Here is a 26,402-nt window from a genome sequence, read left to right on the forward strand (position 1 = left end):
CGAGTCGGAGCGATGCCAGCGATCGCCCGCTTTTATCGACGATGGAGGGCCGCCAGGCCCGAAGGAGGAGAAAAAAGCAATTAATGCGCCGCATCCTGCCATGTGCGGCCGGTGCCCATGGAGACGCTGAGGGGGGCGCGCAGTTCGTAGGCTCCGGCCATCTGGGTGCTGACGAGGGTCTTCAGTTCGTCGAGTTCGCCGGGGGCGACTTCGAAGACGAGTTCGTCGTGTACCTGGAGGAGCATGCGGGAGGTCAGGCCGGCGTCGCGGAGGGCGCGGTCGACGTTGAGGCTGGCGACCTTGATGATGTCGGCGGCGGAGCCCTGGATGGGGGCGTTGAGGGCCATCCGTTCGGCCATCTCGCGGCGCTGGCGGTTGTCGGAGTTGAGGTCGGGCAGGTAGCGGCGGCGGCCGAGGATGGTCTCGGTGTAGCCCTCCTGGCGGGCCTTGCCGACGATGTCGTGCAGGTAGTCGCGGACGCCGCCGAACTGCTCGAAGTACTCCTCCATGAGGCCGCGGGCCTCGTCGGGGGAGATCCGGAGCTGCTGGGAGAGCCCGTAGGCCGACAGGCCGTAGGCGAGGCCGTAGTTCATGGCCTTGATGCGGGCGCGCAGCTCGGAGTCGATCTGCTCGGGCGGCAGCCCGAAGACGCGGGACGCGGTGATGGTGTGGAAGTCGGCGCCGGAGCCGAACGCCTCCAGCAGGGCGTCGTCCTCGGAGAGGTGCGCCATGATGCGCAGCTCGATCTGGGAGTAGTCGGCGGTGAGGAGGGACTCGTAGCCGTCGCCGACGACGAACGCCTCGCGGATCTGGCGGCCTTCGGCGGTGCGGATCGGGATGTTCTGCAGGTTGGGGTCGGTGGAGGAGAGCCGGCCGGTGGCGGCGATCATCTGGTTGAAGGTGGTGTGGATGCGCCCGGCGTCGTCGGCCATCGGGATGAGGGAGTCGACGATGCTCTTGAGCTTGGCGACCTCCCGCCACCGGAGGATGTGCTCCAGGACGGGGTGCCCGTCCTTCTCCAGGAGGGTCGTGAGGGCCTCGGAGTCGGTGGTGTAGCCGGTCTTGGTGCGCTTGGTCTTGGGGAGGTTCAGCTCGTCGAACAGGACCTGCTGGACCTGCTTGGGCGAGCCGAGGTTGAACTCGCGGCCGACGGCGGCGTGGGCGAGCTGCTCCTGCTCCTTGACCTGGCCGCCCAGGGACGCGGACAGGCCGGCGAGGTGGTCGGCGTCGACGGCGATGCCCGCGCGTTCCATGCCGGCCAGGACGCCGACCAGGGGCAGCTCGACATCGCGCAGGAGGCGGGTGGCTCCGCGCTTGTCGAGGTCCTTGTCGAGGACGTCGGCGAGCTCGGTGACGGCGCGCGCGCGGACCGCGAGGGCTTCGGCGGCCTCCTCCTCCCCGGAGCCGTCCAGGGTGAGCTGGCCGGAGTCCTCGGTCTCGCTGCGCAGCTCGCGGTGCAGGTAGCGCAGGACGAGGTCGGCGAGGTCGAACGTCCGCTGGCCGGGGAGCGCGAGGTAGGCGGCGAGCGCGGTGTCGCTGGTGACGCCCTCCAGCCGCATGCCGCGCGCGGCGAGCGCCAGCATCGGCCCCTTGGCCTCGTGGATCGCCTTGGGGCGGGCGGGGTCGGCGAGGTAGGCGGCGAGGGCGCGCTCGTCGTCCTCGATCAGCTCGGCCGGGTCGATGTGGACGGCGGGGCCCTTCTTGGACGCCAGCGCCAGCGCGGTGATCTCGCCGGTGCCGCGGCCCCAGGTGCCGGTGACGGCGACGCCGGTCCGGTCGGCGGTGTTGGCGTCGAGCCAGGCGCCGAGCGCGCCGGGTTCGAGCGCCTCGACCTCGACGTCGAAGCCCTCCTCGGCCTCGGGCTCGGCCGCCGAGATCGTGGCGTACAGCCGCTCGCGCAGGACGCGGAACTGCAGCGAGTCGAACAGGGTGTGGATCTCCTCGCGGTCCCACTGGCCCATCGTCAGCTGCGGCGGCGTCAGCTCCAGGCCGACCTCGCAGTCGAGCTTGTTGATCTGCTGGTTGCGCAGCACGCCGGCCAGGTGCTCGCGCAGGCTGTCGCCGGCCTTCCCCTTGATCTCGTCGACGCGGTCGACGAGGGTGTCGAGGTCGCCGTACTTGGTGAGCCACTTGGCGGCGGTCTTCGGGCCGACGCCGGGCACGCCGGGCAGGTTGTCGCTGCTCTCCCCCACGAGGGCGGCGAGCTCGCGGTACCGCTCGGGCGGGACGCCGTACTTGGCCTCGACGGCGGCCGGGTCCATCCGGGCCAGCTCCGAGACGCCGCGCACCGGGTACAGGATCGTCACCGAGTCGTTGACCAGCTGGAACGCGTCGCGGTCACCGGTGACGATGAGCGTCTGCATCCCGGCGCGGGCGGCCTGGACGGACAGCGTGGCGATGATGTCGTCCGCCTCGAACCCCGCGACCGACATCCGCGGGATGCGCAGCGCGTCCAGCACCTCGAAGATCAGGCTGACCTGGCTGCGGAACTCGTCGGGCGTCTTCTGCCGGCCCGCCTTGTACTCCACGTACTGCTCGTGCCGGAACGTCGGCTCGGAACGGTCGAACGCCACCGCGATGTGGGAGGGCTGCTCGTCGCGCAGGACGTTGATGAGCATCGAGGTGAAGCCGTACACGGCGTTGGTCGGCTGCCCGTCGGTCGTGGAGAAGTTCTCCACGGGCAGGGCGAAGAACGCCCGGTAGGCCAGGGAGTGGCCGTCGAGCAGAAGGAGCCGGTCGCGCTTGTCAGGGGTCGTTGGTGAGGTCGCCACACCAGGACTCTAGTCTGCGCGTACGACAGTTTTGTGGAGGCGTAAGTGACTGACACCGACGGCGCGAGCCCGCACGACCCGATCGCGAAGATCCTCGCGGGGGGCGAGCTCGACCCGCACGGCGACCTGGCGAAGACCATGGGCCTCGAGTACCTGGAGGCGTCGCCCGAGCGCGTCGTGGGCCGCATGCCGGTGAAGGGCAACACCCAGCCCTACGGCCTCCTGCACGGCGGCGCCTCCTGCGTCCTGGCCGAGTCGATCGGCTCCGCCGGCGCCGCCCTGCACGCGGGCCCGGGCCGCATCGCCGTCGGCATCGAGATCAACGCCACCCACCACCGGTCCGCGACCGAGGGGTACGTCACGGCCGTGGCGACCCAGGTGCACGGGGGCCGCACCCTCGCCACCTACGACATCGTCATCACCGACGACCAGGGCCGGCGGGTCTGCACCGCGCGCCTCACCTGCATGCTGCGCGACGCCCCGTCCGGCGGCTGAGGCGCCGCCCGCCCCGCTGACGCGCCTTGATCCGCACTTTCTTTGCGATGCGCGGCCCCGGGTCTGTAGCGTGGATCAGACCGGCCCGGGGTCACCGAGTAGACAACGTACGCGCCCGGGGAAGGTTCGTACGGCCCCAAAGGTGACCCCGGGTCAACGCATGTCCGGGCCCGGCGGCGACGCCCGCCCCGACACCGGTGTAGGTCCGTCACCGGTTGCGGTTGCGTTGCGAAACGATCCCGCCCGTTCACCCGGCCCGCCCGCCGGACGTACCTTCCGAGGCATGCGCCACCCTCACTCGCGCACCCGCGGCCCGCGGCGCCGCCCCCGCGCGGGCACCGCCCTCGCGGGCGCCGCGCTCGCGCTCGCCGCGGCCCTCCCGCTCGCCGGGTGCTCCGGATCCGGGCACGCCACCTCCCTCCCCGACTACAGGATCCCGGCCGAGAAGGCGCGCGAGGGAGAGGCCGTCCCCGAGGGCAGGACCGGCAAGAGCGCCGACATGCGGTTCACCGTCGTCGGGTTCCGCGAGTCCATGACCGACGTCATGGGCACCCACGCCGCCATGAACGCCAAGGGCGCGTTCACCCGCGTCCGCATCCTCGCCGTCAACACCGGGCGCGACATCCAGGTCTTCGACACCTGGAAGCAGCGGCTCGTCACCACCGACGGCCGCACCTACTCCCCCGACGTCAACGCCACCATGATCAAGCGGCAGCCGGAGCGGATCTCCGTCGGCGCGTCCATGCGCGTCGAGTTCGACCTGTGGTTCGACGTCCCCCGCGGCGCGAAGACCAAGGCCGTCCGGCTGTACGGCTCGCCGCCGGTCGGCGCGACCAGCGACCCCGTCCCCGCCGAGATCCGGCTGCCCTGAACCCCGCGACGCGCGAGGCCCGCCCGGCCCGGACGAACCGGACCGAGCGGGCCTGAGACGCCCGGACGAGCCGCTACTCCGGCTTGTCCTCCTCCGAACCGGCCGCCGAGCCGGCCGCCGGACCGCCCGCGGCACCGGCGCCGTCGCCCAGCTCGCCGCCCAGGTAGGCCGCCCGGACCTCCGGGTCGTCCAGCAGATCCGCCGCCGGAGCCGACTTCACCACCCGGCCCGTCTCCAGCACGTACGCCCGGTGCGCGATCTGCAGCGCCTGCTGCGCGTTCTGCTCCACCAGCAGGACCGTCGTGCCGCGCCGGTTGATCTCCTGGATGATCGAGAAGATCTGCTGCACGAGCATGGGCGCGAGCCCCATCGACGGCTCGTCCAGCAGCAGCACCTTCGGCTTGGCCATCAGCGCCCGCCCGATCGCGAGCATCTGCTGCTCGCCGCCGGACATCGTGCCGCCCATCTGCTTGCGCCGCTCGGCCAGCCGCGGGAACAGCTCGTACGCCTCGGCCAGCTCCTTGGCGGAGTCGTCCTTGCGGGCGTAGGCGCCCATCAGGAGGTTCTCCTCCACCGTCATGCCGGGGAAGATCCCCCGGCCCTCCGGCGCCTGCCCGATGCCGACCAGCACCCGCTTGTGCCCGGGCATCTTGCTGATGTCCTGGCCGTCGAACCGGATCGCGCCCGACGACAGCGGACGCAGCCCCGAGACCGTCTTCAGGGTGGTCGTCTTCCCGGCGCCGTTCGCGCCGATCAGCGTGACGATCTCCCCCTGGCCGACCTCCGCGCTGATGCCCTTCAGCGCCGCGATCTTCCCGTAGTGGACGTGGATGTCACTGATCTCAAGAAGCATCGGCCGGAGCCCCCAGATACGCCTCGATGACCCGCGGGTCGTTCTGCACCTCGGCCGGCAGGCCGTCCGCGATCTTCTGGCCGAAGTCGAGCACCGCGACCCGGTCGCTGATGCCCATGACCAGGCTCATGTCGTGCTCGATCAGCAGCACCGTCACACCGGTGTCGCGGATGTCGCGGATCAGCTGCTGCAGCGCCACCTTCTCGGCCGGGTTCATGCCCGCCGCGGGCTCGTCCAGCAGCAGCAGCTTCGGCTCGGTCGCCAGCGCCCGCGCGATCTCCAGCCGCCGCTGGTCGCCGTACGGCAGGTTCTTCGCCGCCTCCTCGCCGCGGTGCGGGATGCCCACGAGCTCAAGCAGCTCCTGCGCCCGCTCGCGCCCGCGGCGCTCCTCGCTGCGGTGCCACGGCAGCCCGAGCGCCGCCCCGACGAACCCCGTCCGGTGGTGCGCGTCCGCGCCCACCATCACGTTCTCGACCGCCGTCATGTTGTGGAACAGCCGCACGTTCTGGAACGTGCGCGCCACGCCCAGCTTCGTGACGGTGTACCGCTTCTTGCCGTCGATGCGCTTCCCGCGGAACACCACCTGCCCCTCGGTCGGCCGGTAGACGCCGGTGGTCACGTTGAACACCGTCGTCTTCCCCGCCCCGTTCGGGCCGATCAGCGCGAAGATCTCGCCCTCGCGGATCGTGATGTCCACCTTGTTGAGCGCGACCACGCCGCCGAACCGCATGACGACGTCCCGCAGCTCCAGGACGGGCGCACCGCCCTCCGCCTCGCTCACTTGCCCTCCTCCACGGCGACCGCGTCGGACTGGCCCGGACCGGCCACCTCGGCGCCCATGCTGCCCATGCCGCCGGTGCCCTCGGCCAGCTCCGCCTTCCGCTGCCGGGACGGCCACAGGCCCTCCGGACGGAAGATCATCATCGCCACGAGCGCCGCACCGAAGATCAGCATCCGGTAGTCGTGCAGGAACCGGAACCGCTCGGGCAGCCACGCCAGCACCGCCGCGCCCAGCATGACGCCCGGAAGGTTGCCGGAACCGCCCAGCACCACGCCGGCCAGGATCAGCGCCGACACCAGGAACTCGAAGTTCTGCGGGTTGATCGAGGTGATCTGCGCGGCGAACACCACGCCGCCGCTGCCGCCGATCGCCGCGCCGATCGCGAACGCCGCCAGCTTGAACTTGAACGTCGGCACGCCCATCAGCTCCGCCGCGTCCTCGTCCTCCCGGATCGACGCCCACGCGCGGCCCACCCGCGACCGCTCCAGCCGCTTCACGAAGATGATCGCGAGGACGATGAACAGCAGCAGCAGGTAGTAGTACGGCCGCGCGTCCAGCAGCCCGTACTTCAGCGGCTGCACACCGAAGATCTCGAACTCCGACAGCGACGGCGGGTGCGGGATCTCCTGCACGCCGCGCGGCCCGTTCACGAACGAGCTGTTGTTCGCCGTCCGCTTGACGATCTCACCGAAGCCGAGCGTGACGATCGCCAGGTAGTCGCCGCGCAGCCGCAGCGTCGGCGCCCCGAGGATGACCCCCGCGAGCGCCGAGAACCCGATCGCCAGCCCCAGCGACTCCCAGAAGTTCCACCCGTAGCGCGTCGCGAAGATGGCCATCGTGTAGCCGCCGACCGCGTAGAACGCCACGTACCCGAGGTCCAGGAGGCCGGCCATGCCGACCACCACGTTCAGCCCGATCGCCAGCAGCACGTAGATCGCGATCTGGCTGCTCAGCATCGACGCCCAGTCGCTGCCGCTCGGCGCCATGAACGAGCCGATCGCCTCGCTCGGCAGCAGCAGCCCGCCGACGACCAGCAGGAGGTACACCACCCACCGCACCGCGCCGGGGGCGCCCGCCCACCAGTCGCGCAGCGGGTCCAGGGAGAACATGTCGCGCCGCGAGGCGAGGCCGCCCGCGCCGCCCTTGCCGTTTCCGTTCTTCGTGAGGTTCATGCGCGCGCCTGCTGGAGGGACTCACCGAGAATGCCGGTGGGACGGAACATCAGGACAAGGATGAGCACGGAGAACGCGACCACGTCGCGCCACTGGGATCCGAAGAAGCTCGAACCGTACATCTCCAGCAACCCGAGGGTGAAGCCGCCCACCAGGGCCCCCCGGATGTTGCCGATGCCGCCGAGCACCGCCGCCGTGAACGCCTTGATGCCGAGCAGGAAGCCGACGAAGTAGTTCGTGCTCTCGAAGCGCAGGAAGTACAGCGCGGCGGCCACACCGGCCATCACACCGCCGACCAGGAACGTCACCTGCACGACCCGGTCGATGTTCACGCCCATCAGCACGGCCGTTTCCGGGTCCTGCGCCGTCGAGCGGATGCCGCGGCCGAGCTTCGTGCGGTTCACGAACTGGTCCAGCGCGACCATCATCAGCACCGCGCCGATGAAGACGATCAGCTGGTCGTTGCGGATCAGGATCGGCCCGAAGTCCACGACGTCGGACAGCTTCTTGAAGTGCTCGTTGACGTCGAGCTTGCCGCCCTCCTTCGACGTCCCGAACACCTTGCTGATGAGCACCGTGCCCATCAGCTGCTGGATGAAGATCGACGCGCCGATCGCCGAGATCAGCGCCGCGAGTCTCGACGCCCCCCGTTTGCGCAGCGGCCGGTAGGCCGCCACCTCCAGCAGCATCGCGCCGCCGCCCGCCACCGCGCCGCCGACGACGGCCATGAGCGCCACCACGCCGATCAGCGCGACGCCGCCCACGGCGGACACGTCCAGGGTCCGCACCGTCCACAGCGCCGCGAACGTGCCGACCATGAAGATGTCGGCGTGCGCGAAGTTGATCAGCCGGAGCACGCCGTAGACCATCGTGTAGCCCAGCGCCAGCAGCGCGTAGATCGCGCCCAGCGCCAGGCCGTCGACGGTCGACGGCCAGAATTGATTGATGAAGTCGTCGAGCACCTTCGGTCGCCTTCGTCAAAAGGAGCGGGAGCGCTGTAGCGCTCCCGCTCCCGCGCCATCAGGGGCCCCCGGGGACCGGGGGCGGGGTCCGGGCGTGGTGACGCCCTACGAGACCTTCGCTTCGTTGCTGTTGCCGAGCAGCGGCAGCTTGTCGTCCTTCACCTCGTAGATGAAGATGTCGTTGACCGCCAGCTCACCGTTGTCGGCGAACTTGATCTGCTTCCCGACGCCCTGGATGTCCTCGGTCTTGAGGTAGGTGTTGATGTCCTCCGGCTCGGTCTTGCCGGCCTTGACCGCCTCGATGAGCGCCGTCGCGGCGTCGAAGCCCTCGGTCGAGTAGATCGCGACCTCGGAGTTGTACTTCGCCTTGTAGTCGTCGGCGAACTTCTTGGCCTTCGGGTTCGTCTTGCCCTCGGCGTCGATCAGGCAGCCGCAGCTCAGCAGCGCGCCCTGCGCGTTCTCCTTGCCGGCGCCCTCGATCAGACCGGTCGCGAGCGAGCCGTCGCCGGACATCATCTTGCCCTTGTAGCCGGCCTCGCGGAGCTGCTTGAACAGCCGCCCCGCCACCGCGTAGTAGCCGCCGAAGTAGACCGCGTCCGGCTTGAACTGGTTGATCTTGTTGACGGTCGAGGAGTAGTCCGTCGCCTTGTCGTCCACCGCGTCGGTCTGGGTCTGCGCGCCCTTGGAGCCGGCGGCCTTGGCGATGGCGTCCGCGAGGCCCTTGCCGTAGTCCTGGTTGTCGGAGACCGTGAAGATCTTCTTCGCCTTCACCGAGTTCACCAGGAAGTTCGCGGCGCCCTCGCTCTGCGCGGCGTCGTCGGCCACGACCCGGTGCCAGTACTTCCAGCCCTTCTCGCCGAGCGTGATGTTGGTCGCCGACGGCGACACGCTCGGGATCTTGGCCTCTTCCAGGATCGGGGCGACGCTCTGCGACTCACCCGAGAACGCCGGGCCGACCAGCGCCACGATCTTGTCGTTCTTGACCGCGCCCTGCGCCAGCGTCGTCGCCTGCTCCGGCTTGCCCTGGCTGTCGTAGGTCTTGAGCTTGATCTTGACCTTGGGGTTCGTGGCGTTGTACTGCTCGACCGCCAGCTGCGCGCCCTGCTTGGGCGGAATCACCAGGCCGGAGTTCTCACCGGTCAGGTCACCCATGAACCCGATAGTGACCTCGTTGCCGCTGCCGGAGCCGCCATCGTCGTCACTGCAGGCCACGGCGCTGAGCGCGAGCGCCGCGCTCACCGCAACCGCGCCGGTGATCCTCATCTTGTTGCGCCGCAAGGTGCCCAACCTTTCCATCCGGATCCGGGAGGGGATCGGGTACGAGTTAAGCCCCGACGCCGGCGCCTCAGGGGAGGAATCCGGTCACTCGGGGACCAGCTATGTCGTACACCGTCGACCCACCCCAGAACAGGACCCCCGGATCGAAGGGTTACTCGTTCGTTACTCCCCTGTGCCCATCCGACACCATGCATTGCCTGGGACGATTACCGAACGTGACGATGAGGGCCCACGCGCGGACCTGCGCTTTGGACCTTGACAAACCCGGGATGCGACGGCGCCGAGGGGTCAGCCCGCGGCGGACTCGTCCTGACCTCCGGAGGCGCCCGCGACGACCGCCTCGGCGACGGCCCGCATCGTGAGCCGCCGGTCCATCGAGGTCTTCTGGATCCACCGGAACGCCTCCGGCTCGGACCATCCGTGCGCCTGCTGCAGCAGCCCCTTCGCCCGGTCGACCACCTTGCGGGTCTCCAGCCGGTCCTGCAGGCCCGCGACCTCGGCCTCCAGCGCGCGCAGCTCGGTGTACCGGCTCACCGCCATCTCGATCGCCGGCGTCAGGTCGGTCTTGGAGAACGGCTTGACGAGGTAGGCCATCGCGCCCGCCTCGGTCGCCCGCTGGACGAGCTCGCGCTGGGAGAACGCCGTGAGGATCACCACCGGCGCGATCCGCTCGGCGGAGATCCGCTCGGCCGCCGAGATGCCGTCCAGCACCGGCATCTTCACGTCGAGGATCACGAGATCGGGCTTCAGCTCCCCGGCGAGCCGGACGGCCGTCTCACCGTCACCGGCCTCCCCGACCACGTCGTAGCCGTCCTCCTGAAGCATCTCCTTCAGGTCCAGCCTGATCAGGGCCTCGTCTTCCGCGATCACAACTCGCCGAGCACTCTCCACGCCCCCGAGCCTACCGAAACCCGCTACCCTGGTTCCCGTCGCCCCACACCAGGGAGACCGACCGGGCAAGAAAGGGACATGTCCGGATAAAAGCCGGGATGGTGGAACGGTAGACACGAATCCCTCAAAAGGATTTGTCCGAAAGGGCGTGCGGGTTCGAATCCCGCTCCCGGTACCCATATGCGAGCACTTCTCCTCGCCCCCAAGCATCACGCTGGGGGCGTTGCCGCATCGAGGTGGCGCCTCTACCGCAGGCAATGCACCATCGGGAGAATTCCGCCCTTTCGCAAGGCGACGGTTGATATCAGCGGCAGAAGCCACCCATGACCTCCACAGGGAGTGATCAAGGCAGAACTGTCGGTGGCGGCCGCAAGACTGCGGCCATGTACGATCCGCGACAGCGCCCAGTGGCGCTACGCCTGCTGGCCGCAGGGTTCACCATCGCCGAGGTCCACCGCCAGACCGGCGTCCCCAAGTCCACACTGGGCTACTGGAAGAAACATCCCGAAAAGGCCGCGAGCCACACCCCTCCTTTATGCCCCCGGTGCCACGACCGGGCGGTCGATCCCGCGGCCTACTCCTACCTTCTCGGTCTCTATCTCGGAGATGGACATCTCGCCCGGCAGCACAACGGCGTCTACCGGCTGGAGATTGCCTGTTCCGACGCGTGGCCGGGCTTGATCGACGCGGCGGCCGAGGCAGTGGGGACGGTCCTGTCGTCGCGAGTCGGGCGCCGCCAGAAACCCGGTTGCACGATGGTGGGCTCGTACTCCAAGCACTGGCCCTGCCTGTTCCCCCAGCACGGGCCTGGGGCGAAGCACACCCGGAAGATCGAGCTGGAGGGGTGGCAGCGGGAGATCGTCGACGCGCGCACGGAGGAGTTCGTCCGCGGACTGATCCACTCGGACGGGTGCCGGGTCATCAACCGGGTGCGCAAGCGTCTCCGAGGCGGGGACCGGTGGTACGAGTACCCCCGCTACAACTTCGCCAACGTGTCGCTGGACATCCAGAGGATGTTCACCGGTGCGCTGGATCGGCTCGGGGTCGAGTGGACGCAGATGAACGCGCGGAACATCTCGGTCGCGAAGAGGGAGGCGGTGGCGCGGCTGGACGGGTTCGTCGGGCCGAAGTACTGAGGGTGCGCGGGTTTCCGGAGCGTCGTGGAAATGAGACCGCGCGGTGATTAATGCCCGGTGGGCAAGGTTCCGGGACCGGCCGTGCAGGGGCCGTGGGAGGAGCCGGGCACCGCGCGGGGTGCGGGTCGCGCGGTGCCCGGCAGGATGGTGGTCAGTGCGGGATGGCGATGGCGTCGCCGAGGCTGTGGACGCGGAGGGCGTTCGTCGAGCCGGGCGTGCCGGGGGGCGAGCCGGCGACGACGACGACCTTGTCGCCCTTCTGGCAGCGGCCGATTTCGAGGAGGGCCTGCTCGACCTGGCGGAACATGGCGTCGGTGTGGTCGACCTGGGGGACGATGAAGGTCTCGACGCCCCAGACGTGCGCCAGCCTCCCGCGGACGGCGGGCACGGAGGTGAAGGCGAGCAGCGGGATGGGCGAGCGGTAGCGGGACAGGCGCCGGGCGGTCTCGCCGGACATGGTGAAGGCGGCGAGGGCCTCGGCGCCGACGATCGCGCCGACCTCGGCGGCGGCGCGGGCGATGGCGCCGCCGACGGTCTCCGGCATCCGCTCGAGGGTGTGGGTGGCCTGGAGGGAGGCCTGCTCGGCGGTCTGCACGATGCGGCTCATCGTGAGGACGGACTCGATGGGGTACTGGCCGACGCTGGTCTCGCCGGAGAGCATGACGGCGTCGGCGCCCTCGAAGACGGCGTTGGCGACGTCGGAGGTCTCGGCGCGGGTGGGGCGGGGCGCGGAGATCATGGATTCGAGCATCTGGGTGGCGACGATGACCGGGCGGGCCTTCTCGCGGCACAGCTCGATGGCGCGCTTCTGGACGATGGGCACCTGTTCGAGGGGCATCTCGACGCCGAGGTCGCCGCGGGCCACCATGATGCCGTCGAAGGCGGCGACGATCTCGGGGAGCCGCTCGACGGCCTGGGGCTTCTCGATCTTGCCGATGAGGGGGACGCGGACGCCCTCCTCCTCCATGATCTGGTAGCAGATGTCGGCGTCGGCGGGGGTGCGGACGAAGGACAGGGCGACGAGGTCGACGCCGAGGCGCAGGGCCCAGCGCAGGTCGCGCTCGTCCTTCTCGGTGAGGGCGGGGACGCTGACCGGGACGCCGGGGAGGTTGAGGCCCTTGTTGTCGGACACCATGCCGCCGACGGTGACCGTGGTGTTGACGCGGGGGCCGTCGACGGAGGTGACCTTGAGGGCGACGCGGCCGTCGTCGATGAGGACGGTGTCGCCGGGGCTGACGTCGCCCGGCAGCCCCTCGTAGGTGGTGGACACCTCGCGGCGGGTGCCGGGGACGTCGTCGGTGGTGATGGTGAACTCGTCGCCGAGGGTGAGCCGTACGGGGCCGTCGGGGAAGCGCCCGATGCGGATCTTGGGGCCCTGCAGGTCCGCGAGGATGCCGACGCCGCGCCCGGTGGCGTCGGCGGCGGCGCGGATCCGGTGGTAGACCTCTTCGTGGACGGCATGCTCGCCGTGGCTCATGTTGAGGCGGGCGACGTCGATGCCGGCTTCGACGAGGGCGTGGATCTGCTCGGTGCTGGAGCAGGCCGGACCGATGGTGCTGACGATCTTCGCTCGACGGGTCACGTGCACAACCGTACTTAGTTACTTGCTGGTACGGATATTCGTGCAGGATATGGTCCCCCGGGGTTCACCCAGTGGTCTAGGTCAGAGGTCTAGACCACATGTGGCCGCGTCACCGCTTGAACGCCTCCACGGCGGCCTGGCAGAACGCCTTGAGGTCGTCGGGCTTGCGGCTGCTGACCAGGACGTTGGGGCCGTCCTCGCAGATCTGGACCTCCTCGTCCACCCAGGTCGCCCCCGCGTTGCGCAGGTCGGTCCGCAGGCTCGGCCAGGACGTCATGGTCCGGCCCCGGACGACGCCGGCCTCGATGAGGGTCCAGGAGGCGTGGCAGATCACGGCGACGGGCTTGCCCGCGTCGAAGAAGGACCGGGCGAACGCGACGGCGTCGGGGTCGGTGCGCAGGAAGTCGGGGTTGGCGACGCCGCCGGGCAGGACGAGGCCGTCGAACTCGGTGTGCCGGGAGACGTCGACGGTGGTGTCGACGGGGAAGGTGTCGCCCTTGTCCAGGTGGTTGAACGCCTGGAGGCGGCCGGACTGCGTGGAGACGAGGCGCGGGGTGGCGCCGGCCTGCTCCACGGCCTTCCACGGCTCGGTCAGTTCGATCTGCTCGGTGCCCTCGGGAGCGCACAGGAAGGCGATGGTCTTGCCCTGAAGATCGTTGTTAGGCATGGTCTCCTCCATTTGAGCCGATGGGGTCGGTCAAGTCGGCTCTGTGGCCCCTGCCCGGGAACGCGGGCGGTATGCAGGCTCCGCGCACGCGGGTGGTATGCAGGAGGGGTGAACCCCACGGGCTATCGCGAGCACCGGACGCCGGGCCTGGCCTGCTCGTGGACGGCGGCGCTGCCGCCGGACGCCGAGCCGTTCGTCCAGCGCGTGCTCCCGGACGGCTGCGTGGACCTCATCTGGGCGGGCGGCGGGATCCTGGTGGCGGGTCCGGACACGGGCCCGATGCCGGCGGTCATGCGGCCGGGTGAGGAGATCGCGGCGGTGCGGTTCGCGCCGGGGACGGCGCCGCCGGTGCTGGGCGTCCCGGCCGACGCGCTCCGGGACGGGCGGGTGCCGCTGCGGGAGTTGTGGGGCGGGGAGGCCGACCGGCTGGCGGAGGCCGTGGCGGCGGCGGACGATCGCCGGGGTGCGCTTGTCGCGGCCGTGCGGGAGCGGATGGGGCCCGCGGATCCGTTCGTCGCCGGGGTGGTCGCGGGCCTGGCGAGGGGTTCGGTCCGGGGGGTGGCGGACGCGCTCGGGATCGGTGAGCGGCAGTTGCGGCGCCGGTCGCTGGCGGCGTTCGGGTACGGGCCGAAGACGCTGCAGCGGGTGCTGCGGTTCCAGCGGGCGCTGGGCCTGGCGCGGGCGGGGTCGCCGCTGGCGGAGGCCGCGTTCGCGGCGGGTTACGCCGACCAGGCCCATTTCGCCCACGAAGTGCGGGACTTGGCGGGCGAGCCCGTCCGCAACCTGCTGTGACCGCTTCCGGCCCGGTCAGGGCTTGAGGCGCCCGTAGGCGCGCAGCGCCCTGAGGCGTTCGACGGTGACGAAGCCGCGCCATTCGAGACGGGTGATCGGCGTCCAGATGGGGAAGGCGACGTCCCAGCCGCCGTCGTCGCCCTGCTCGTCGATGAGGGCGTCCAGGCAGGCGTCGATGCGGTCGGTGTCGAAGAGGCGGCGCCCGTAGCCGCCGGGGTCGGGGGCGAAGTCGAGGGGCTCCTGGTGGTCGCTGCGGGCGTGGGCGGCGAGGAGGTCGCGGACGCGGGCGAAGGAGGCCTCCGCGCGGTCGCGGTCGGGGACGTGGTCGAGGAAGGTCAGCACGGCGAGGACGTCGTAGGCGCCGGGTTCGGCTCCGGGGGCCTCCAGGTAGCGCCAGCAGAAGTCGGTGGCGGGTCCGAGCCAGGGGTGGTCGGCGCCGGCGCGGTGGAGCATGCCGGCGAGGGTGGCGGTGGGGTTGATGGTGCCGGGCGGGTCGTCGGGGGTCTGCCACCAGGGGGCGTGGGGCGCGTCGCGGACGGTCGGCAGGACGAACGGCACTCCCCCGCCGTCGGTGGTGATGGAGGCGAGGTAGCCGGCGACGCGCGTGACGGCGGGGTCGTCGTCGGCGCCGGCCTCGTGGAGGAACTGCAGGGCGTGCTGGGCGGGGACGGGCTGGCTGTCCTCGCCGCGCAGGTCGGGTTCCAGGGCGTGCCCGTATCCGCCGTCGGGGTTCTCGTAGGCCCTGAGGGCGGCGAGGACGGGCGCGGCGGGGCCGCCGCGGAAGTGGAGGGCGAAGCGGTGCCGGTCGATGAGGCGGGCGTTGAGGCGCATGAACTCCGCGGCGCGTGCGAGGCCGGTTCGGTGCAGGACCTTCATGGTCCCGACGCTAGGCGGGAGAGGGGCGCGCGTCTTGTAGGAATCGGACGCGGTGGGCCCGGCCACCCCAGCGGTGGGTGGCCGGGCCCCTGAGGTCCCGCGTCGCGGGGTGCGGGAGCGAGCGGCCCCGGGGTGGTCGCCGGGGGCGCGGAGGGAGCCGCGGAGGCGCCCGGCCGCCGCGGGGCGAACCCTGGCGGGACCGTAGCCGACCAGCGCGAAGACCACAAGTCGCCCCTTTCCGAACCATCGGGCGTTCCCGGCGGGACCGTGTCTGTGATCTCCTTGCGCCATGAGTGATCCGCTGGACGAGCATGACGTGGCCGGTGACCCGCTCGCGGTGGTGGCCCGGGCGGCGGGACCGTACCTGGCGAGCCTGCCGGACCGTCCCGTCCACGACCGGTCGATGGACCCGCTGCTGGACGAGCTCGACGGGCCGCTGCCCGAGCAGGGGGACGGCGCGGTGGCCGCGGTCGAGCGGCTGGTGCGGGTCGGCACCCGGGCGGCGACGCACTCGTCGGGTCCGCGGTTCTTCCATTTCGTGGTGGGCGGGTCGACGCCGGCGGCGATGGCGGGCGACTGGGCGGCGTCGCTGCTGGACCAGGCCGCCGGGCTGTGGCTGACGTCGCCGCTGGCGGCGCGGGCGGAGACGGTCGTGCTGCGCTGGCTGAAGGAGCTGTTCGGGCTGCCGGCGGGGTTCGGCGGCGTGCTGACGCCGAGCGCCACGTTCGCGCACGTGACGGGTCTGGCGTGCGCGCGGCACTGGTGGGCGGCCGAGCACGGCGTGGACGTCGCGTCGCAGGGCCTGGCGGGGCTGCCGGCGATGCCGGTGCTCAGCAGCGGGCTGGTGCACGTCAGCACCCGCAAGGCGCTGCAGATCCTGGGCTGCGGCCGCGACACCGTCCGGACGTTCGCCCGCGACGACGCGGGGCGGGTCGATCTCGCGGCGATGGACGCCGCGCTCGCCGAGGCGGGCGGGCGCGCGGTCGTCGTGGCGAATCTCGGCGAGGTGAACACCGGCGACAGCGACCCGGTCGCCGAGCTGGCGGACCTCGCGGAGCGGCACGGGGCGTGGCTCCACGTGGACGGCGCGTTCGGCCTGTTCGCGGCGCTCAGCCCGCGGACGGCGCATCTCGCGCGCGGTGTCGAGCGGGCGGACTCGGTGACGGCGGACGGCCACAAGTGGCTGAACGTGCCGTACGAGAGCGGGTTCTCCTTCGTCCGGGACCCGGCGTGGCTGAGCCGCGCGTTCGGCGCGTGGGGCGCGGCGTACCTGCCGGACCCCGACGGCGAGCGGGTCAACTACAACATGCTGGGCCCGGAGTCGTCCCGCCGCGCGCGGGCGCTGCCGATCTGGGCGACGCTGCGGGCGTACGGGCGGGACGGGTACCGGGAGATGGTGGAGCGCCACCTCGACGTGTCCGCCCATCTGGGCGGGCTCGTCGAGGCGGCGCCCGACCTGGAGCTGCTCGCGCCGGTGCGGCTCTGCATCGCGTGCTTCCGGTACCGCCCGGAGGGCGTCCCGGAGGAGCGTCTGGACGAGCTGAACGCGCGCCTGGGCGAGGCCCTGCTCGCGGACGGCCGCGTCTACGCGGGCACCACCACCTACCGGGGCATGACGGTGTTCCGTCCGGCGCCGGTGAACTGGCGGACGACGAAGGCCGACGTGGAGCGGCTCGTGGACGTGCTCCGGGAACTCGGCGCCCGGCTCGCCGGGTGAGGGCCGCTCAGCCCGCGCCGCCGGGCCAGGGGGCGGTCTCGTCGAGCTCGTCGAAGGGCTGGGTGAGGCTGTACCAGCAGCCGGAGTCGTCCCGGAAGACCGCCTCGATCCCGTAGGGGCGCCTCTCCGGAGGGTGGACGAACTCGACGCCGAGGGCCGACAGCCGCTCGTACTCGGCCTGGCAGTCGTCGGTGTTGAAGGCGCCGGCGCCGAGGACGCCCTTGGCGATGAGCGCCCTCATGTGGGCGGCGGAGTCGGGGTCCATGGTGGGCGGGCCGGGGACCATGAGGGCGAGGCTCAGTTCGGGCTGGCCCTTGGCGCCGACGGTGACCCACCGCATGCCGCCCTCGCCGAGCGTCATGTCGTCGCGGACCTCCAGGCCGAGCTTCTCGGTGAAGAACGCCTTGGCCGAGTCCTGGTCGAGCACCCAGACGGTGGCCAGCCCGAGATTGGTGATCATGCCGGTGTCTCCTTGGTGAACTGGGTTGACGCGTTCACGCTAGAACGCGGCGGCCCGCCCGGCCTTCTCGATTCTTGCTGCTCGCGGAAGCCGCCCGCCCAGAACAGCACGAAGCACCCGGGGATGGCGGAGGCGCCGCCGGCGCGGGCCCGCCTGCGGAACTCGGTGGGGGTCGTGCCGGTCTGCTGCTTGAAGCGGGTGCAGAAGGTGCCGAGGCTGCTGAAGCCGACCTGCATGCAGATCTCGGTGACGGTGAGGTTGGCGGTGCGGAGCAGGTCCTGCGCGCGTTCGATGCGGCGCCGGGCGAGGTAGGCGCCGGGCGGCTCGCCGTAGACCTCGTGGAAGAGCCGGACGAAGTGGTAGCGGGAGTACCCGGCGCGGGCGGCGACGGCGGAGACGTCCAGCGGCTCGGCCCACTCGCGGTCCATGGCGTCGCGGGCGATCCTCATCCGGCGCAGGACGGCGGTGTCCAGGGCGGGCGGCGCGGCCGCCGTCCCCCGAGCGGTTCCCATGCCCCGATGCTGGCACACGCCTCCGACAGGCCTGGAGGCCGGCGCACGACGGCCGGGCCCTGGAGGAGTGCTCCAGGGCCCGGCCGTCACCGCATGGTCAGGCGATCGGGCGCGCCGTCGGCGGGATCGGGTACGGCAGGTTCGTCCGGCCGCCGAGGTAGGCGTCGACGCCGTGCGCGGCGGCGCGGCCCTCGGCGATGGCCCAGACGATCAGGGACTGGCCGCGGCCCATGTCGCCCGCGGCGTACACGCCGTCCACGGACGTCCGGTAGTCGCGGTCGCGGACCACGTTGCCGCGCTGGTCCAGCTCGACGCCGAGCTGCTCCAGCAGGCCCTCGCGCTGCGGGCCGAGGAAGCCCATGGCGAGCGTGACCAGCTCGGCGGGGATCTCCCGCTCGGTGCCCTCGACGGGCGCGAACCCGGTCTGCGGGCCGCCGACCTCCACGAGCCTCAGCGCGCGGACGTTGCCGTCCGCGTCGCCCACGAACTCGGTGGTGGACACGGCGTAGACGCGGTCGCCGCCCATGTCGGCGAGCTCCTCGTGGGCGCTCTCCACCTTGAACAGCATCGGGTAGGTCGGCCACGGCTGGCCGTCGGGGCGCGCCTGCGGCGGCTGCGGCATGATCTCCAGCTGGGTGACCGACGCCGCGCCCTGCCGGATCGCGGTGCCGATGCAGTCGGCGCCGGTGTCGCCGCCGCCGATCACGACGACGTGCTTGCCCTTCGCGGAGATGGGCGACTCCTCGTAGTCGCCCTCCTGCACCTTGTTCGAGGGCGGCAGGTACTCCATCGCCTGGTAGACGCCCTTGAGCTCGCGCCCGGGGACGGGCAGGTCCCGCCAGGCGGTGGCGCCGCCCGCCAGGACGACGGCGTCGTGGGACGCGCGCAGGTCGTCCGCGGTGATGTCGACGCCGACGTTCACCGAGGTCCGGAAGGCGGTGCCCTCGGCGCGCATCTGGGCGAGGCGCCGGTCGAGGTGCCGCTTCTCCATCTTGAACTCGGGGATGCCGTAGCGCAGCAGGCCGCCGACGCGGTCGGCGCGCTCGTACACCGTGACGTCGTGCCCGGCGCGGGTGAGCTGCTGGGCGGCGGCGAGGCCCGCGGGCCCCGAGCCGACGACGGCGACCCGCTTGCCGGTCTGGACGGACGGCGGCTGCGGGCGCACCCAGCCCTCCGCGAACGCACGGTCGATGATCTCGACCTCGACCCGCTTGATGGTCACCGGGTCCTGGTTGATGCCGAGGACGCAGGCGCTCTCGCACGGGGCCGGGCACAGCCTCCCGGTGAACTCCGGGAAGTTGTTGGTGGCGTGCAGCCGCTCCACGGCCTCGTGCCAGTCCTTGCGGTACACGAGGTCGTTCCACTCGGGGATGAGGTTGCCGAGCGGGCAGCCCTGGTGGCAGAACGGGATGCCGCAGTCCATGCAGCGGCTCGCCTGCTTCTCCAGCCGGTCCGTGCCGAAGTCCTCGTAGACCTCGGACCAGCTCTTGATCCGCACGTCGACCGGGCGGCGCTTCGGGAGCTCCCGCCCGACGGTCAGGAAACCCTTCGGGTCAGCCATGTTGGAAGTCCCCCTCTCTCAGGCCTGCGCCGCGGCCATGACGGCCTCGTCGACGTCGCGCCCCTCGGCCTCGGCCTTGGCCATGGCGTCCAGGACCCGCCGGTAGTCGCGCGGCATGATCTTGGTGAAGCGGGCCGCGGAGGCGTCCCAGTCCTCCAGCAGCCGGCGGGCCACCGCGGAGCCGGTCTCGGCCAGGTGCCGCTCGGTCAGCGTCCGGACGAGGTCCGTGTCCGCGGCGTCCAGCGGCTCCAGGTCGACCATCTCGGTGTTGACCCGCTCGGGTACCAGGTCCAGGACGTAGGCGATGCCGCCGGACATGCCGGCCGCGAGGTTGCGGCCGGTCCGTCCGAGGATCACCGCGCGGCCCCCGGTCATGTACTCGCAGGCGTGGTCGCCGACGCCCTCGACGACGGCGGTGGCGCCGGAGTTGCGGACGCAGAACCGCTCGCCGACGACCCCGCGGGCGAACAGCTCGCCGGACGTGGCGCCGTAGAGGATCACGTTGCCGCCGATGATCTGCTCCTCGGCCGCGAACCCGGCGTCCGCCGGGGGACGCAGCGTGACCCGGCCGCCCGACAGGCCCTTGCCGACGTAGTCGTTGGCGTCGCCGACCAGCCGCAGCGTGATGCCGCGCGGGACGAACGCGCCGAACGAGTTGCCCGCCGAGCCGGTGAAGGTGACGTCGATGGTGTCGTCGGGGAGTCCCCCGCCGCCCCACTTCTTGGTCACCTCGTGGCCGAGCATGGTGCCGACCGTCCGGTTGACGTTGCGGATCGGCAGCTCCAGCCGCACCGGGTCGCCGAACGAGATCGCGCCCTCGGCGAGCTGGATGAGCGTGTTGTCCAGGGCCTTCTCCAGCCCGTGGTCCTGCTCGGTGACGCGGTGCAGGGCCCCGCCCGGGGCGACCTCCGGGACGTGCAGGATCGGGGCCAGGTCGAGGCCGGCCGCCTTCCAGTGCTCGACCGCCTCGCGGGTGTCGATCATCTCGACGTGCCCGATCGCCTCGTCCAGCGACCGGAACCCGAGGGCCGCCAGGTACTCGCGGACCTCCTCGGCGATGAACTCGAAGAAGTTCACGACGAACTCGGGCTTGCCGGTGAACCGCTGCCGCAGCACGGGGTTCTGGGTGGCGACGCCGACCGGGCAGGTGTCCAGGTGGCAGACCCGCATCATGACGCAGCCCGACACCACCAGCGGCGCGGTCGCGAAGCCGTACTCCTCGGCGCCGAGCAGCGCCGCGACGACGACGTCCCGCCCGGTCTTCATCTGCCCGTCGGTCTGCACGACGATGCGGTCGCGCAGCCCGTTCAGCAGCAGCGTCTGCTGCGTCTCGGCGAGGCCGAGCTCCCACGGCGCGCCGGCGTGCTTCAGCGACGTCAGCGGGGACGCGCCGGTGCCGCCGTCGTGCCCGGAGATGAGCACCACGTCGGCGTGCGCCTTGGACACCCCGGCCGCGACCGTGCCGACCCCGACCTCGGCGACGAGCTTGACGTGCACGCGCGCCGCCGGGTTGGCGTTCTTCAGGTCGTGGATGAGCTGCGCGAGGTCCTCGATCGAGTAGATGTCGTGGTGCGGCGGCGGCGAGATGAGGCCGACGCCCGGGGTGGAGTGCCGGGTCTTGGCGATCCACGGGTAGACCTTGTGGCCGGGCAGCTGGCCGCCCTCGCCGGGCTTGGCGCCCTGCGCCATCTTGATCTGGATGTCGTCGGAGTTGGTGAGGTACTCCGAGGTCACGCCGAACCGGCCGGAGGCCACCTGCTTGATCGCGCTGCGCCGCAGGTCGCCGTTCTCGTCCGGGGTGAAGCGCGCCGGGTCCTCGCCGCCCTCGCCGGTGTTGGACTTGCCGCCGAGGCGGTTCATCGCGATCGCGAGGGTCTCGTGCGCCTCCGCCGAGATGGAGCCGTACGACATCGCGCCGGTGGAGAACCGCTTGACGATCTCCGAGACCGGCTCGACCTCCTCGATCGGCACCGGTTCCCGGTCGCCCTCCCGGAGCCGGAACAGCCCGCGGAGCGTCATCAGCTTCTCGGCCTGCGAGTCGACCTTGGAGGTGTACTCCTTGAAGATCTCGTAGCGGCGGGTGCGGGTGGCGTGCTGCAGCTTGAACACCGTGTCCGGGTTGAACAGGTGCGGCTCGCCCTCGCGGCGCCACTGGTACTCGCCGCCGACCTCCAGGGTGCGGTGCGCCGGCTCGTTGCCGCCCGGCGGGTAGGCGCGGGCGTGCCGCTCGGCGACCTCGCGGGCCAGCACGTCGAAGCCGACGCCGCCGAGCCGGGAGGTGGTGCCGGTGAAGCAGCGCGACACCACGTCCTCGCCGAGCCCGATCGCCTCGAAGATCTGCGCGCCGGTGTAGGACGCGACCGTGGACACGCCCATCTTCGACATGACCTTCAGGACGCCCTTGCCGTACGCCTTCACCAGGTTCCGGACGGCCTTCGCCGGGTCCAGGCCCTCGATCACGCCGCCGCGGACGAGGTCCTCGACGGTCTCGATCGCCAGGTACGGGTTGATCGCGGACGCGCCGTACCCGATGAGCAGCGCCATGTGGTGGCACTCGCGGGCCTCGCCCGTCTCGATCACGAGGCCGACCTGGGTGCGGGTCTTCTCCCGGATCAGGTGGTGGTGCACGGCGCCGGTCAGCAGCAGCGCCGGGATCGCGGCGCGGGCGGAGTCGGCGCCGCGGTCCGACAGCACGATGATCCGCGCGCCGGCCTCGATGGCCCGGCTGACCTCGGAGTTGATCTCCTCCAGGCGGGCCTGGAGGGCCTCTCCCCCGCCGGCGACCTCGTACAGGCCGTGCACGACGTAGGCGGCCAGATGCGGCAGCGACCCCTCGTCGTCGATGTGGATGATCTTGGAGAGCTCGTCGTTGTCCAGGATCGGGGTCGGCAGCACCAGGCGCCGGCACGAGTCCGGGCCGGGGTCCAGCAGGTTGCCCTCCGGGCCGAGCGTGGACTGCAGCGAGGTGACGAGCTCCTCGCGGATCGCGTCCAGCGGCGGGTTCGTGACCTGCGCGAACAGTTGCTTGAAGTAGTCGAACAGCAGCCGCGGGCGCTCCGACAGCACCGCGATCGGGGTGTCGGTGCCCATCGACCCGATCGGCTCCGCGCCCGTCCGCGCCATCGGCGACAGGATGATCCGCTGCTCTTCGAGGGTGTAGCCGAACGTCTGCTGCCGGCGGACGAGCGTCTCGTGGGTCGGGATCTCCCGCTCGCGCTGCGGCAGCTCCTCGAACCGGACGAGGCCCTCGTGCAGCCACTGCCCGTACGGGTGCTCGGCGGCCAGCTCGGCCTTGACCTCGTCGTCCTCGACGATCCGCCCGGCGGCGGTGTCCACCAGGAAGATCTTGCCGGGCTGGAGCCGGCCCTTGCGGACGACCTTGGCGGCGGGGATGTCGAGCACGCCGGCCTCGCTGGCCAGCACGACCAGGCCGTCGTCGGTCACCCAGTACCGGCCGGGGCGCAGCCCGTTGCGGTCCAGGACCGCGCCGACGACGGTGCCGTCGGTGAAGCTGACGCTGGCGGGGCCGTCCCACGCCTCCATCAGCGTGGAGTGGAACTCGTAGAAGGCCCGGCGGGCCGGGTCCATCTCGGTGTGGTTCTCCCACGCCTCCGGGATCATCATCAGCACCGCGTGCGGCAGCGACCGGCCGCCGAGGTGCAGCAGCTCCAGGCACTCGTCGAACGACGCGGTGTCGGACGCCTCGATGTCGATCACCGGGAAGATCCGGGAGATGTCCCCGGGGATGAGGTCGGACTTCAGCAGCGCCTCGCGGGCCCGCATCCAGTTCCGGTTGCCCTTCACGGTGTTGATCTCGCCGTTGTGGGCGATGAACCGGTACGGGTGGGCGAGCTCCCAGGCCGGGAACGTGTTGGTGGAGAACCGCGAGTGGACCAGCGCGATCGCGCTGGTGAAGCGGCGGTCCGACAGGTCGGGGAAGAACGGCTCCAGCTGCGGGGTGGTCAGCATCCCCTTGTAGACGATCGTCCGGCTGGACAGGCTCGGGAAGTAGACCCGCACGTCCTGCTCGGCGCGCTCGCGCATGCAGAACACGGCGCGGTCCAGGTCCAGGCCGGTCTTGCCCTCGTGCGGGCCGCCCGCCGCGGGGGCGAGGAACAGCTGCGCGAAGTGCGGCATGACCCGGCGGGCGGCCGGGCCGGTGAAGTGGGGGTCGTGCGGGAGTTCGCGCCAGCCGAGGACCGTGAGGCCCTCCTCCACGCACAGCGTCTCGACGTGGGCGACCGCGGCGGCGCGCTCGTCGCCGTCCGCGGGCAGGAACGCGAGGCCGGCCGCGTAGCCGCCGGCCTCGGGGAGCGGGAAGTCGCAGACCTCGCGGAAGAACGCGTCCGGGATCTGGACGAGGATGCCGACGCCGTCGCCGTCGTCGGGCTCCGCGCCGACGGCGCCCCGGTGGTCCAGGTTCTTCAGTACGTCCAGGGCGTTCTGGACGATGTCGTGGCTCTTGCGTCCGTGCAGGTCGGCGACCATGCCGACGCCGCAGGCGTCGTGCTCGTTGGCCGGGTCGTACAGTCCCTGCGGCTGGGGGCGTCCCGGTACACGGCCATCAGGTGTGAGGGCAGCAGCAGCCATCAACCCTCCCGTCGTCGTGTCACTGCTTCGATGTCAGTGCGGCACGGGACGACGTTGGCCCTGCTGCGGTGAGATGACATTACATCACTGTCGGGATCATGCCCGACTGCACCAGATCGCGAAACTTCGTCGGCGCGATCGGACGTGCGTCATCTCGGAGTGGTTTAGACCAGGTTACCGGCCCGGTCCCGCCGCGAAACGCCGTGACCTCGGTGAGGATCATCACCGGGGCCCGATGTTTACGGTGTCACGCCCAAGACGTACCGAAAAATGCACCGTCCCAAACCCGGGCCGGGCCTCGACCGGGCCGGCCCCGGCCGGGCCGGACCTCGGGCGGGCCGGGCCTTGGCAGAACAGCCCTGACCAGGACGGGCTTGAGCGGGGGCGGGCCTCAGCGGGACGGGGGTTTCAGCCGGTGCCGCGGGCCGCGCGGCCCAGCACCGCCGGGGCCTTGCCGCCCTCGATCAGCAGCGACAGCAGGTTCTCGTCCTTCTCGTCGCCCTTGCCGTCCAGGCGCTGCGCCCATGACACCACCGCGAAGTGGCCCATCGCGAGGCCCCGCGCCATCCCGAAGCCCCGGCCGAAGCGGTCCAGGGGGGCGGGGGCCTCCAGCGGCCGGACGAAACCCGCGCCGATCGTGGTCTCCAGCCTCGCGACGAACCGGTCGGCGTCCGCCGACCCGGCCAGGTTGAACACGGCGACGGCCAGCGCGTACCCGTGCTCGGTGTCGGAGTAGATCCCGCGGGCGGCCTGCGTGCAGCCGCCCCTGCCGAGCTCCTCGGCGACGGACCCGCCCCAAACGGCGGCGGCGCAGTCGGCGTCCAGCCGCTTGGCGCGCAGCTTCACCGCGATCTTCCCGTCCGGGACGGGCAGCTTCGCCGCCGAGGACGGGAAGGCCTCGCCGACCGTCAGCGGCTGCGGGTCCCCGCTGCGGTTCGCGATCCCGGCGTAGGCGGAGCTGGACGGCGAACTGGAGTAGGAGGCCGGCGACGGGCCCGTCCCGGCGGCCCGTCCGATCCTCGCGCCGGTCGGCTCCTTCGACTCGGGGGCGTCGTCGCCGCTCAGGACGACCGCTGCGGCGCCGAGCAGGACCAGCACCCCGAGGACGGCCGCCGCGGCGAAGTACAGCTTCGGGCCCGGCCCGCCCGCGCGCCGTGCCGGGCCGCCCTGGCGCTCCGGCGCTCCGGGGCGTCCCGGAGCCCTGCCCGCGTCCTTGGGCTTGCCGCGCTCTGCCTTGCCGCGCTTGGTCCTACCGCGCTGGGCCTTGCCCTGGCGGGCCTTGCCGCGCTTGTCCGGCCGCCCGGCGCGGGCGGCGCCGTCGCCCTCGGGCGGGACGCCGGTGTGGGCGTCCCCGGGGGCGAACGCGTCGTCCTGGAAGGAGTCCTCGTACGGAAGGTCGTCGTAGGGCGTCCTGGGGGGCGGAGGGGCGGGGCGCTCCCGGCGGGCCGCGGGACGGCGGGGCGGGGGCGTGCGGCGCGGGCCGCCCGCCCGGGACTGCGCCGTCCTGCGCGCGGCGGGCTGCCTGCGGCCCTGGCGGCTCACCGGGGGCCGCCCGGAGCCGCGGCGCTGCTCATCGGGGTCCACGACCGCGCAGACTACTCGCCGCCGGTCGCCGGCGCGCCCGTCCCCGGCCGGCTCACTGCCCGGTCTTCCCGCCGGAGACCAGGTCGAGGCGCCCGTACAGGAAGTCGGCGGCGTTCTCGATGACCAGGCTCACATCGATCATCTCGTTGAGCGAGGCGGGCTGCGCGCCACCGGCGCGCTCCACCCAGGTGACCACGGCGTAGTGGCCGTAGGTCTTGGTGTAGGCGGCGGTGAAGCCGGGCCCGAACGCGGGGACGCCCTTCGGCTGCAGCGGGGACACCCAGCCCGCGCCGGTCGCCGGCTCCAGGTCGCGGAGGACCTGCTTGACGCCCTCCTCGCTCACCATGTTGATCACGGCGAACTGGCCGACGTGCTTCTTGTCGTCGCTGACGTAGGCGGCGCGGGCGATCTGGCTGCACTGGTACTTGGCGAGGTCGCCCTGCAGCCGGCCGCCCCAGGTGGCCTCCTTGCAGTCGGAGCTCAGCTTCGACTCGGCCAGCGTGAACGCGTACTTGCCCGACTTCAGGGTCTTGGCGGAGAACGCCTCGCCCTCGGTGATCGGGCGGGAGTCGTTCGACCGGGAGGCGAGCTTGGCGAAGCCCTCGCCGAGGTAGTCGGGCGCGTAGGCGGTCGGCACCGCCCGCTGCTGCGGCTTCGCCTCGTCGCCCCCGCCGGTCAGCAGGACCACCGCGACGACCGCGACGATCACCGCGACCAGCGCGGCGGCCGCGCCGAACAGCAGCTTGGGACTGGGGAGCTTGCGGCCGGAGTCCTCCGCCGGCCAGAAGTCCCGCCGGCGGCCCTCGGCGGCCTCGGCGGAACCGGAGTCACGAGCCTCGATCACAGCCCCG

Annotated in this window: 21 protein-coding genes and 1 tRNA gene; 6 read left to right on the top strand and 16 right to left on the bottom strand. The window is 71.7% G+C overall.

What is annotated here, in order from left to right; all coding sequences use genetic code 11:
* Positions 1 to 80: 80 nt before the first annotated feature.
* Positions 81 to 2,771, bottom strand: a complete 2,691-nt coding sequence (gene polA / locus AB0C21_RS15020; protein WP_500204685.1) for a DNA polymerase I — start codon at positions 2,769 to 2,771, stop codon at positions 81 to 83.
* An 81-nt stretch (positions 2,772 to 2,852) separates the two neighbouring features.
* On the opposite strand from polA, the gene AB0C21_RS15025 reads away from it, so the two are divergent.
* Together AB0C21_RS15025 and AB0C21_RS15030 are read left to right on the top strand one after the other, a co-directional pair.
* Positions 2,853 to 3,266 carry a PaaI family thioesterase gene (locus tag AB0C21_RS15025; protein WP_500204954.1) on the top strand — a complete coding sequence of 138 codons (414 nt, stop codon included), beginning with the start codon at positions 2,853 to 2,855 and terminating at the stop codon, positions 3,264 to 3,266.
* 283 nt (positions 3,267 to 3,549) lie between these two features.
* A complete protein-coding gene (locus AB0C21_RS15030; protein ID WP_500204686.1) occupies positions 3,550 to 4,137 on the top strand; it encodes a DUF4352 domain-containing protein in 588 nt (195 codons plus the stop codon).
* 73 nt (positions 4,138 to 4,210) lie between these two features.
* Here AB0C21_RS15030 and AB0C21_RS15035 read toward each other — a convergent pair whose 3' ends face one another.
* The 6 genes from AB0C21_RS15035 to AB0C21_RS15060 all read right to left on the bottom strand — a co-directional run bounded on the left by AB0C21_RS15035 (position 4,211) and on the right by AB0C21_RS15060 (position 10,074).
* Positions 4,211 to 4,990, bottom strand: a complete 780-nt coding sequence (locus AB0C21_RS15035) for an ABC transporter ATP-binding protein (RefSeq protein WP_500204691.1) — start codon at positions 4,988 to 4,990, stop codon at positions 4,211 to 4,213.
* Positions 4,980 to 5,720, bottom strand: a complete 741-nt coding sequence (locus AB0C21_RS15040) for an ABC transporter ATP-binding protein (RefSeq protein ID WP_149257983.1) — start codon at positions 5,718 to 5,720, stop codon at positions 4,980 to 4,982. Before AB0C21_RS15040 ends, AB0C21_RS15035 begins: the two co-directional genes overlap by 11 nt.
* A 47-nt stretch (positions 5,721 to 5,767) precedes the next feature.
* Positions 5,768 to 6,943: a branched-chain amino acid ABC transporter permease gene (locus AB0C21_RS15045; RefSeq protein WP_500204693.1), complete on the bottom strand. Its 1,176-nt coding sequence runs from the start codon at positions 6,941 to 6,943 to the stop codon at positions 5,768 to 5,770.
* Positions 6,940 to 7,905 (bottom strand): branched-chain amino acid ABC transporter permease, encoded by a 966-nt coding sequence (locus AB0C21_RS15050; RefSeq protein WP_149257231.1) that lies wholly within the window; start codon positions 7,903 to 7,905, stop codon positions 6,940 to 6,942. Before AB0C21_RS15050 ends, AB0C21_RS15045 begins: the two co-directional genes overlap by 4 nt.
* A gap of 105 nt (positions 7,906 to 8,010) precedes the next feature.
* On the bottom strand, positions 8,011 to 9,183 hold the full coding sequence (locus AB0C21_RS15055; RefSeq protein ID WP_500204696.1) for a branched-chain amino acid ABC transporter substrate-binding protein: 1,173 nt from the start codon (positions 9,181 to 9,183) through the stop codon (positions 8,011 to 8,013).
* Positions 9,184 to 9,471: 288 nt separating this feature from the next.
* Entirely contained in the window at positions 9,472 to 10,074 is a 603-nt protein-coding gene (locus AB0C21_RS15060) for an ANTAR domain-containing response regulator (protein WP_160160842.1), read from the bottom strand.
* 92 nt (positions 10,075 to 10,166) lie between these two features.
* Between AB0C21_RS15060 and AB0C21_RS15065 the strand changes: the two genes are divergently transcribed.
* Positions 10,167 to 10,249, top strand: a tRNA-Leu gene (locus AB0C21_RS15065).
* Positions 10,250 to 10,457: 208 nt separating this feature from the next.
* The gene (locus tag AB0C21_RS15070) at positions 10,458 to 11,210 is read left to right on the top strand and encodes a helix-turn-helix domain-containing protein (RefSeq protein ID WP_500204699.1); all 753 of its coding nucleotides are present in this window, start codon (positions 10,458 to 10,460) and stop codon (positions 11,208 to 11,210) included.
* Positions 11,211 to 11,361: 151 nt separating this feature from the next.
* On the opposite strand, the gene pyk is transcribed toward AB0C21_RS15070, so the two are convergent.
* Together pyk and AB0C21_RS15080 are read right to left on the bottom strand one after the other, a co-directional pair.
* A complete protein-coding gene (gene pyk, locus AB0C21_RS15075; RefSeq protein ID WP_149257233.1) occupies positions 11,362 to 12,792 on the bottom strand; it encodes a pyruvate kinase in 1,431 nt (476 codons plus the stop codon).
* Positions 12,793 to 12,901: 109 nt separating this feature from the next.
* Positions 12,902 to 13,459 carry a type 1 glutamine amidotransferase domain-containing protein gene (locus tag AB0C21_RS15080; RefSeq protein WP_500204702.1) on the bottom strand — a complete coding sequence of 186 codons (558 nt, stop codon included), beginning with the start codon at positions 13,457 to 13,459 and terminating at the stop codon, positions 12,902 to 12,904.
* A 108-nt stretch (positions 13,460 to 13,567) separates the two neighbouring features.
* On the opposite strand from AB0C21_RS15080, the gene AB0C21_RS15085 reads away from it, so the two are divergent.
* On the top strand, positions 13,568 to 14,251 hold the full coding sequence (locus tag AB0C21_RS15085; protein ID WP_500204704.1) for a helix-turn-helix domain-containing protein: 684 nt from the start codon (positions 13,568 to 13,570) through the stop codon (positions 14,249 to 14,251).
* Between the two features lie 15 nt (positions 14,252 to 14,266).
* Here the strand turns inward: AB0C21_RS15085 and AB0C21_RS15090 are convergent, their stop codons facing one another.
* Positions 14,267 to 15,127 (bottom strand): hypothetical protein, encoded by an 861-nt coding sequence (locus tag AB0C21_RS15090; RefSeq protein WP_500204706.1) that lies wholly within the window; start codon positions 15,125 to 15,127, stop codon positions 14,267 to 14,269.
* A 289-nt stretch (positions 15,128 to 15,416) separates the two neighbouring features.
* On the opposite strand from AB0C21_RS15090, the gene AB0C21_RS15095 reads away from it, so the two are divergent.
* Entirely contained in the window at positions 15,417 to 16,844 is a 1,428-nt protein-coding gene (locus AB0C21_RS15095) for a pyridoxal phosphate-dependent decarboxylase family protein (RefSeq protein WP_500204709.1), read from the top strand.
* Between the two features lie 7 nt (positions 16,845 to 16,851).
* Here AB0C21_RS15095 and AB0C21_RS15100 read toward each other — a convergent pair whose 3' ends face one another.
* The 6 genes from AB0C21_RS15100 to AB0C21_RS15125 form a co-directional block, all read right to left on the bottom strand.
* Entirely contained in the window at positions 16,852 to 17,304 is a 453-nt protein-coding gene (locus AB0C21_RS15100; protein ID WP_500204711.1) for a VOC family protein, read from the bottom strand.
* Positions 17,301 to 17,816, bottom strand: a complete 516-nt coding sequence (locus AB0C21_RS15105) for a helix-turn-helix transcriptional regulator (RefSeq protein WP_500204713.1) — start codon at positions 17,814 to 17,816, stop codon at positions 17,301 to 17,303. Before AB0C21_RS15105 ends, AB0C21_RS15100 begins: the two co-directional genes overlap by 4 nt.
* Positions 17,817 to 17,913: 97 nt before the next feature.
* The gene (locus AB0C21_RS15110) at positions 17,914 to 19,377 is read right to left on the bottom strand and encodes a glutamate synthase subunit beta (RefSeq protein ID WP_500204714.1); all 1,464 of its coding nucleotides are present in this window, start codon (positions 19,375 to 19,377) and stop codon (positions 17,914 to 17,916) included.
* An 18-nt stretch (positions 19,378 to 19,395) separates the two neighbouring features.
* Positions 19,396 to 23,967, bottom strand: a complete 4,572-nt coding sequence (gltB, locus tag AB0C21_RS15115; protein ID WP_500204715.1) for a glutamate synthase large subunit — start codon at positions 23,965 to 23,967, stop codon at positions 19,396 to 19,398.
* A gap of 408 nt (positions 23,968 to 24,375) precedes the next feature.
* Positions 24,376 to 25,551: a hypothetical protein gene (locus tag AB0C21_RS15120; RefSeq protein WP_500204716.1), complete on the bottom strand. Its 1,176-nt coding sequence runs from the start codon at positions 25,549 to 25,551 to the stop codon at positions 24,376 to 24,378.
* A gap of 52 nt (positions 25,552 to 25,603) precedes the next feature.
* On the bottom strand, positions 25,604 to 26,395 hold the full coding sequence (locus AB0C21_RS15125; protein ID WP_149257242.1) for a hypothetical protein: 792 nt from the start codon (positions 26,393 to 26,395) through the stop codon (positions 25,604 to 25,606).
* Positions 26,396 to 26,402 lie beyond the last annotated feature (7 nt).

The sequence above is a fragment of the Spirillospora sp. NPDC049024 genome (genome assembly GCF_040649235.1).
Lineage (GTDB): Bacteria > Actinomycetota > Actinomycetes > Streptosporangiales > Streptosporangiaceae > Spirillospora.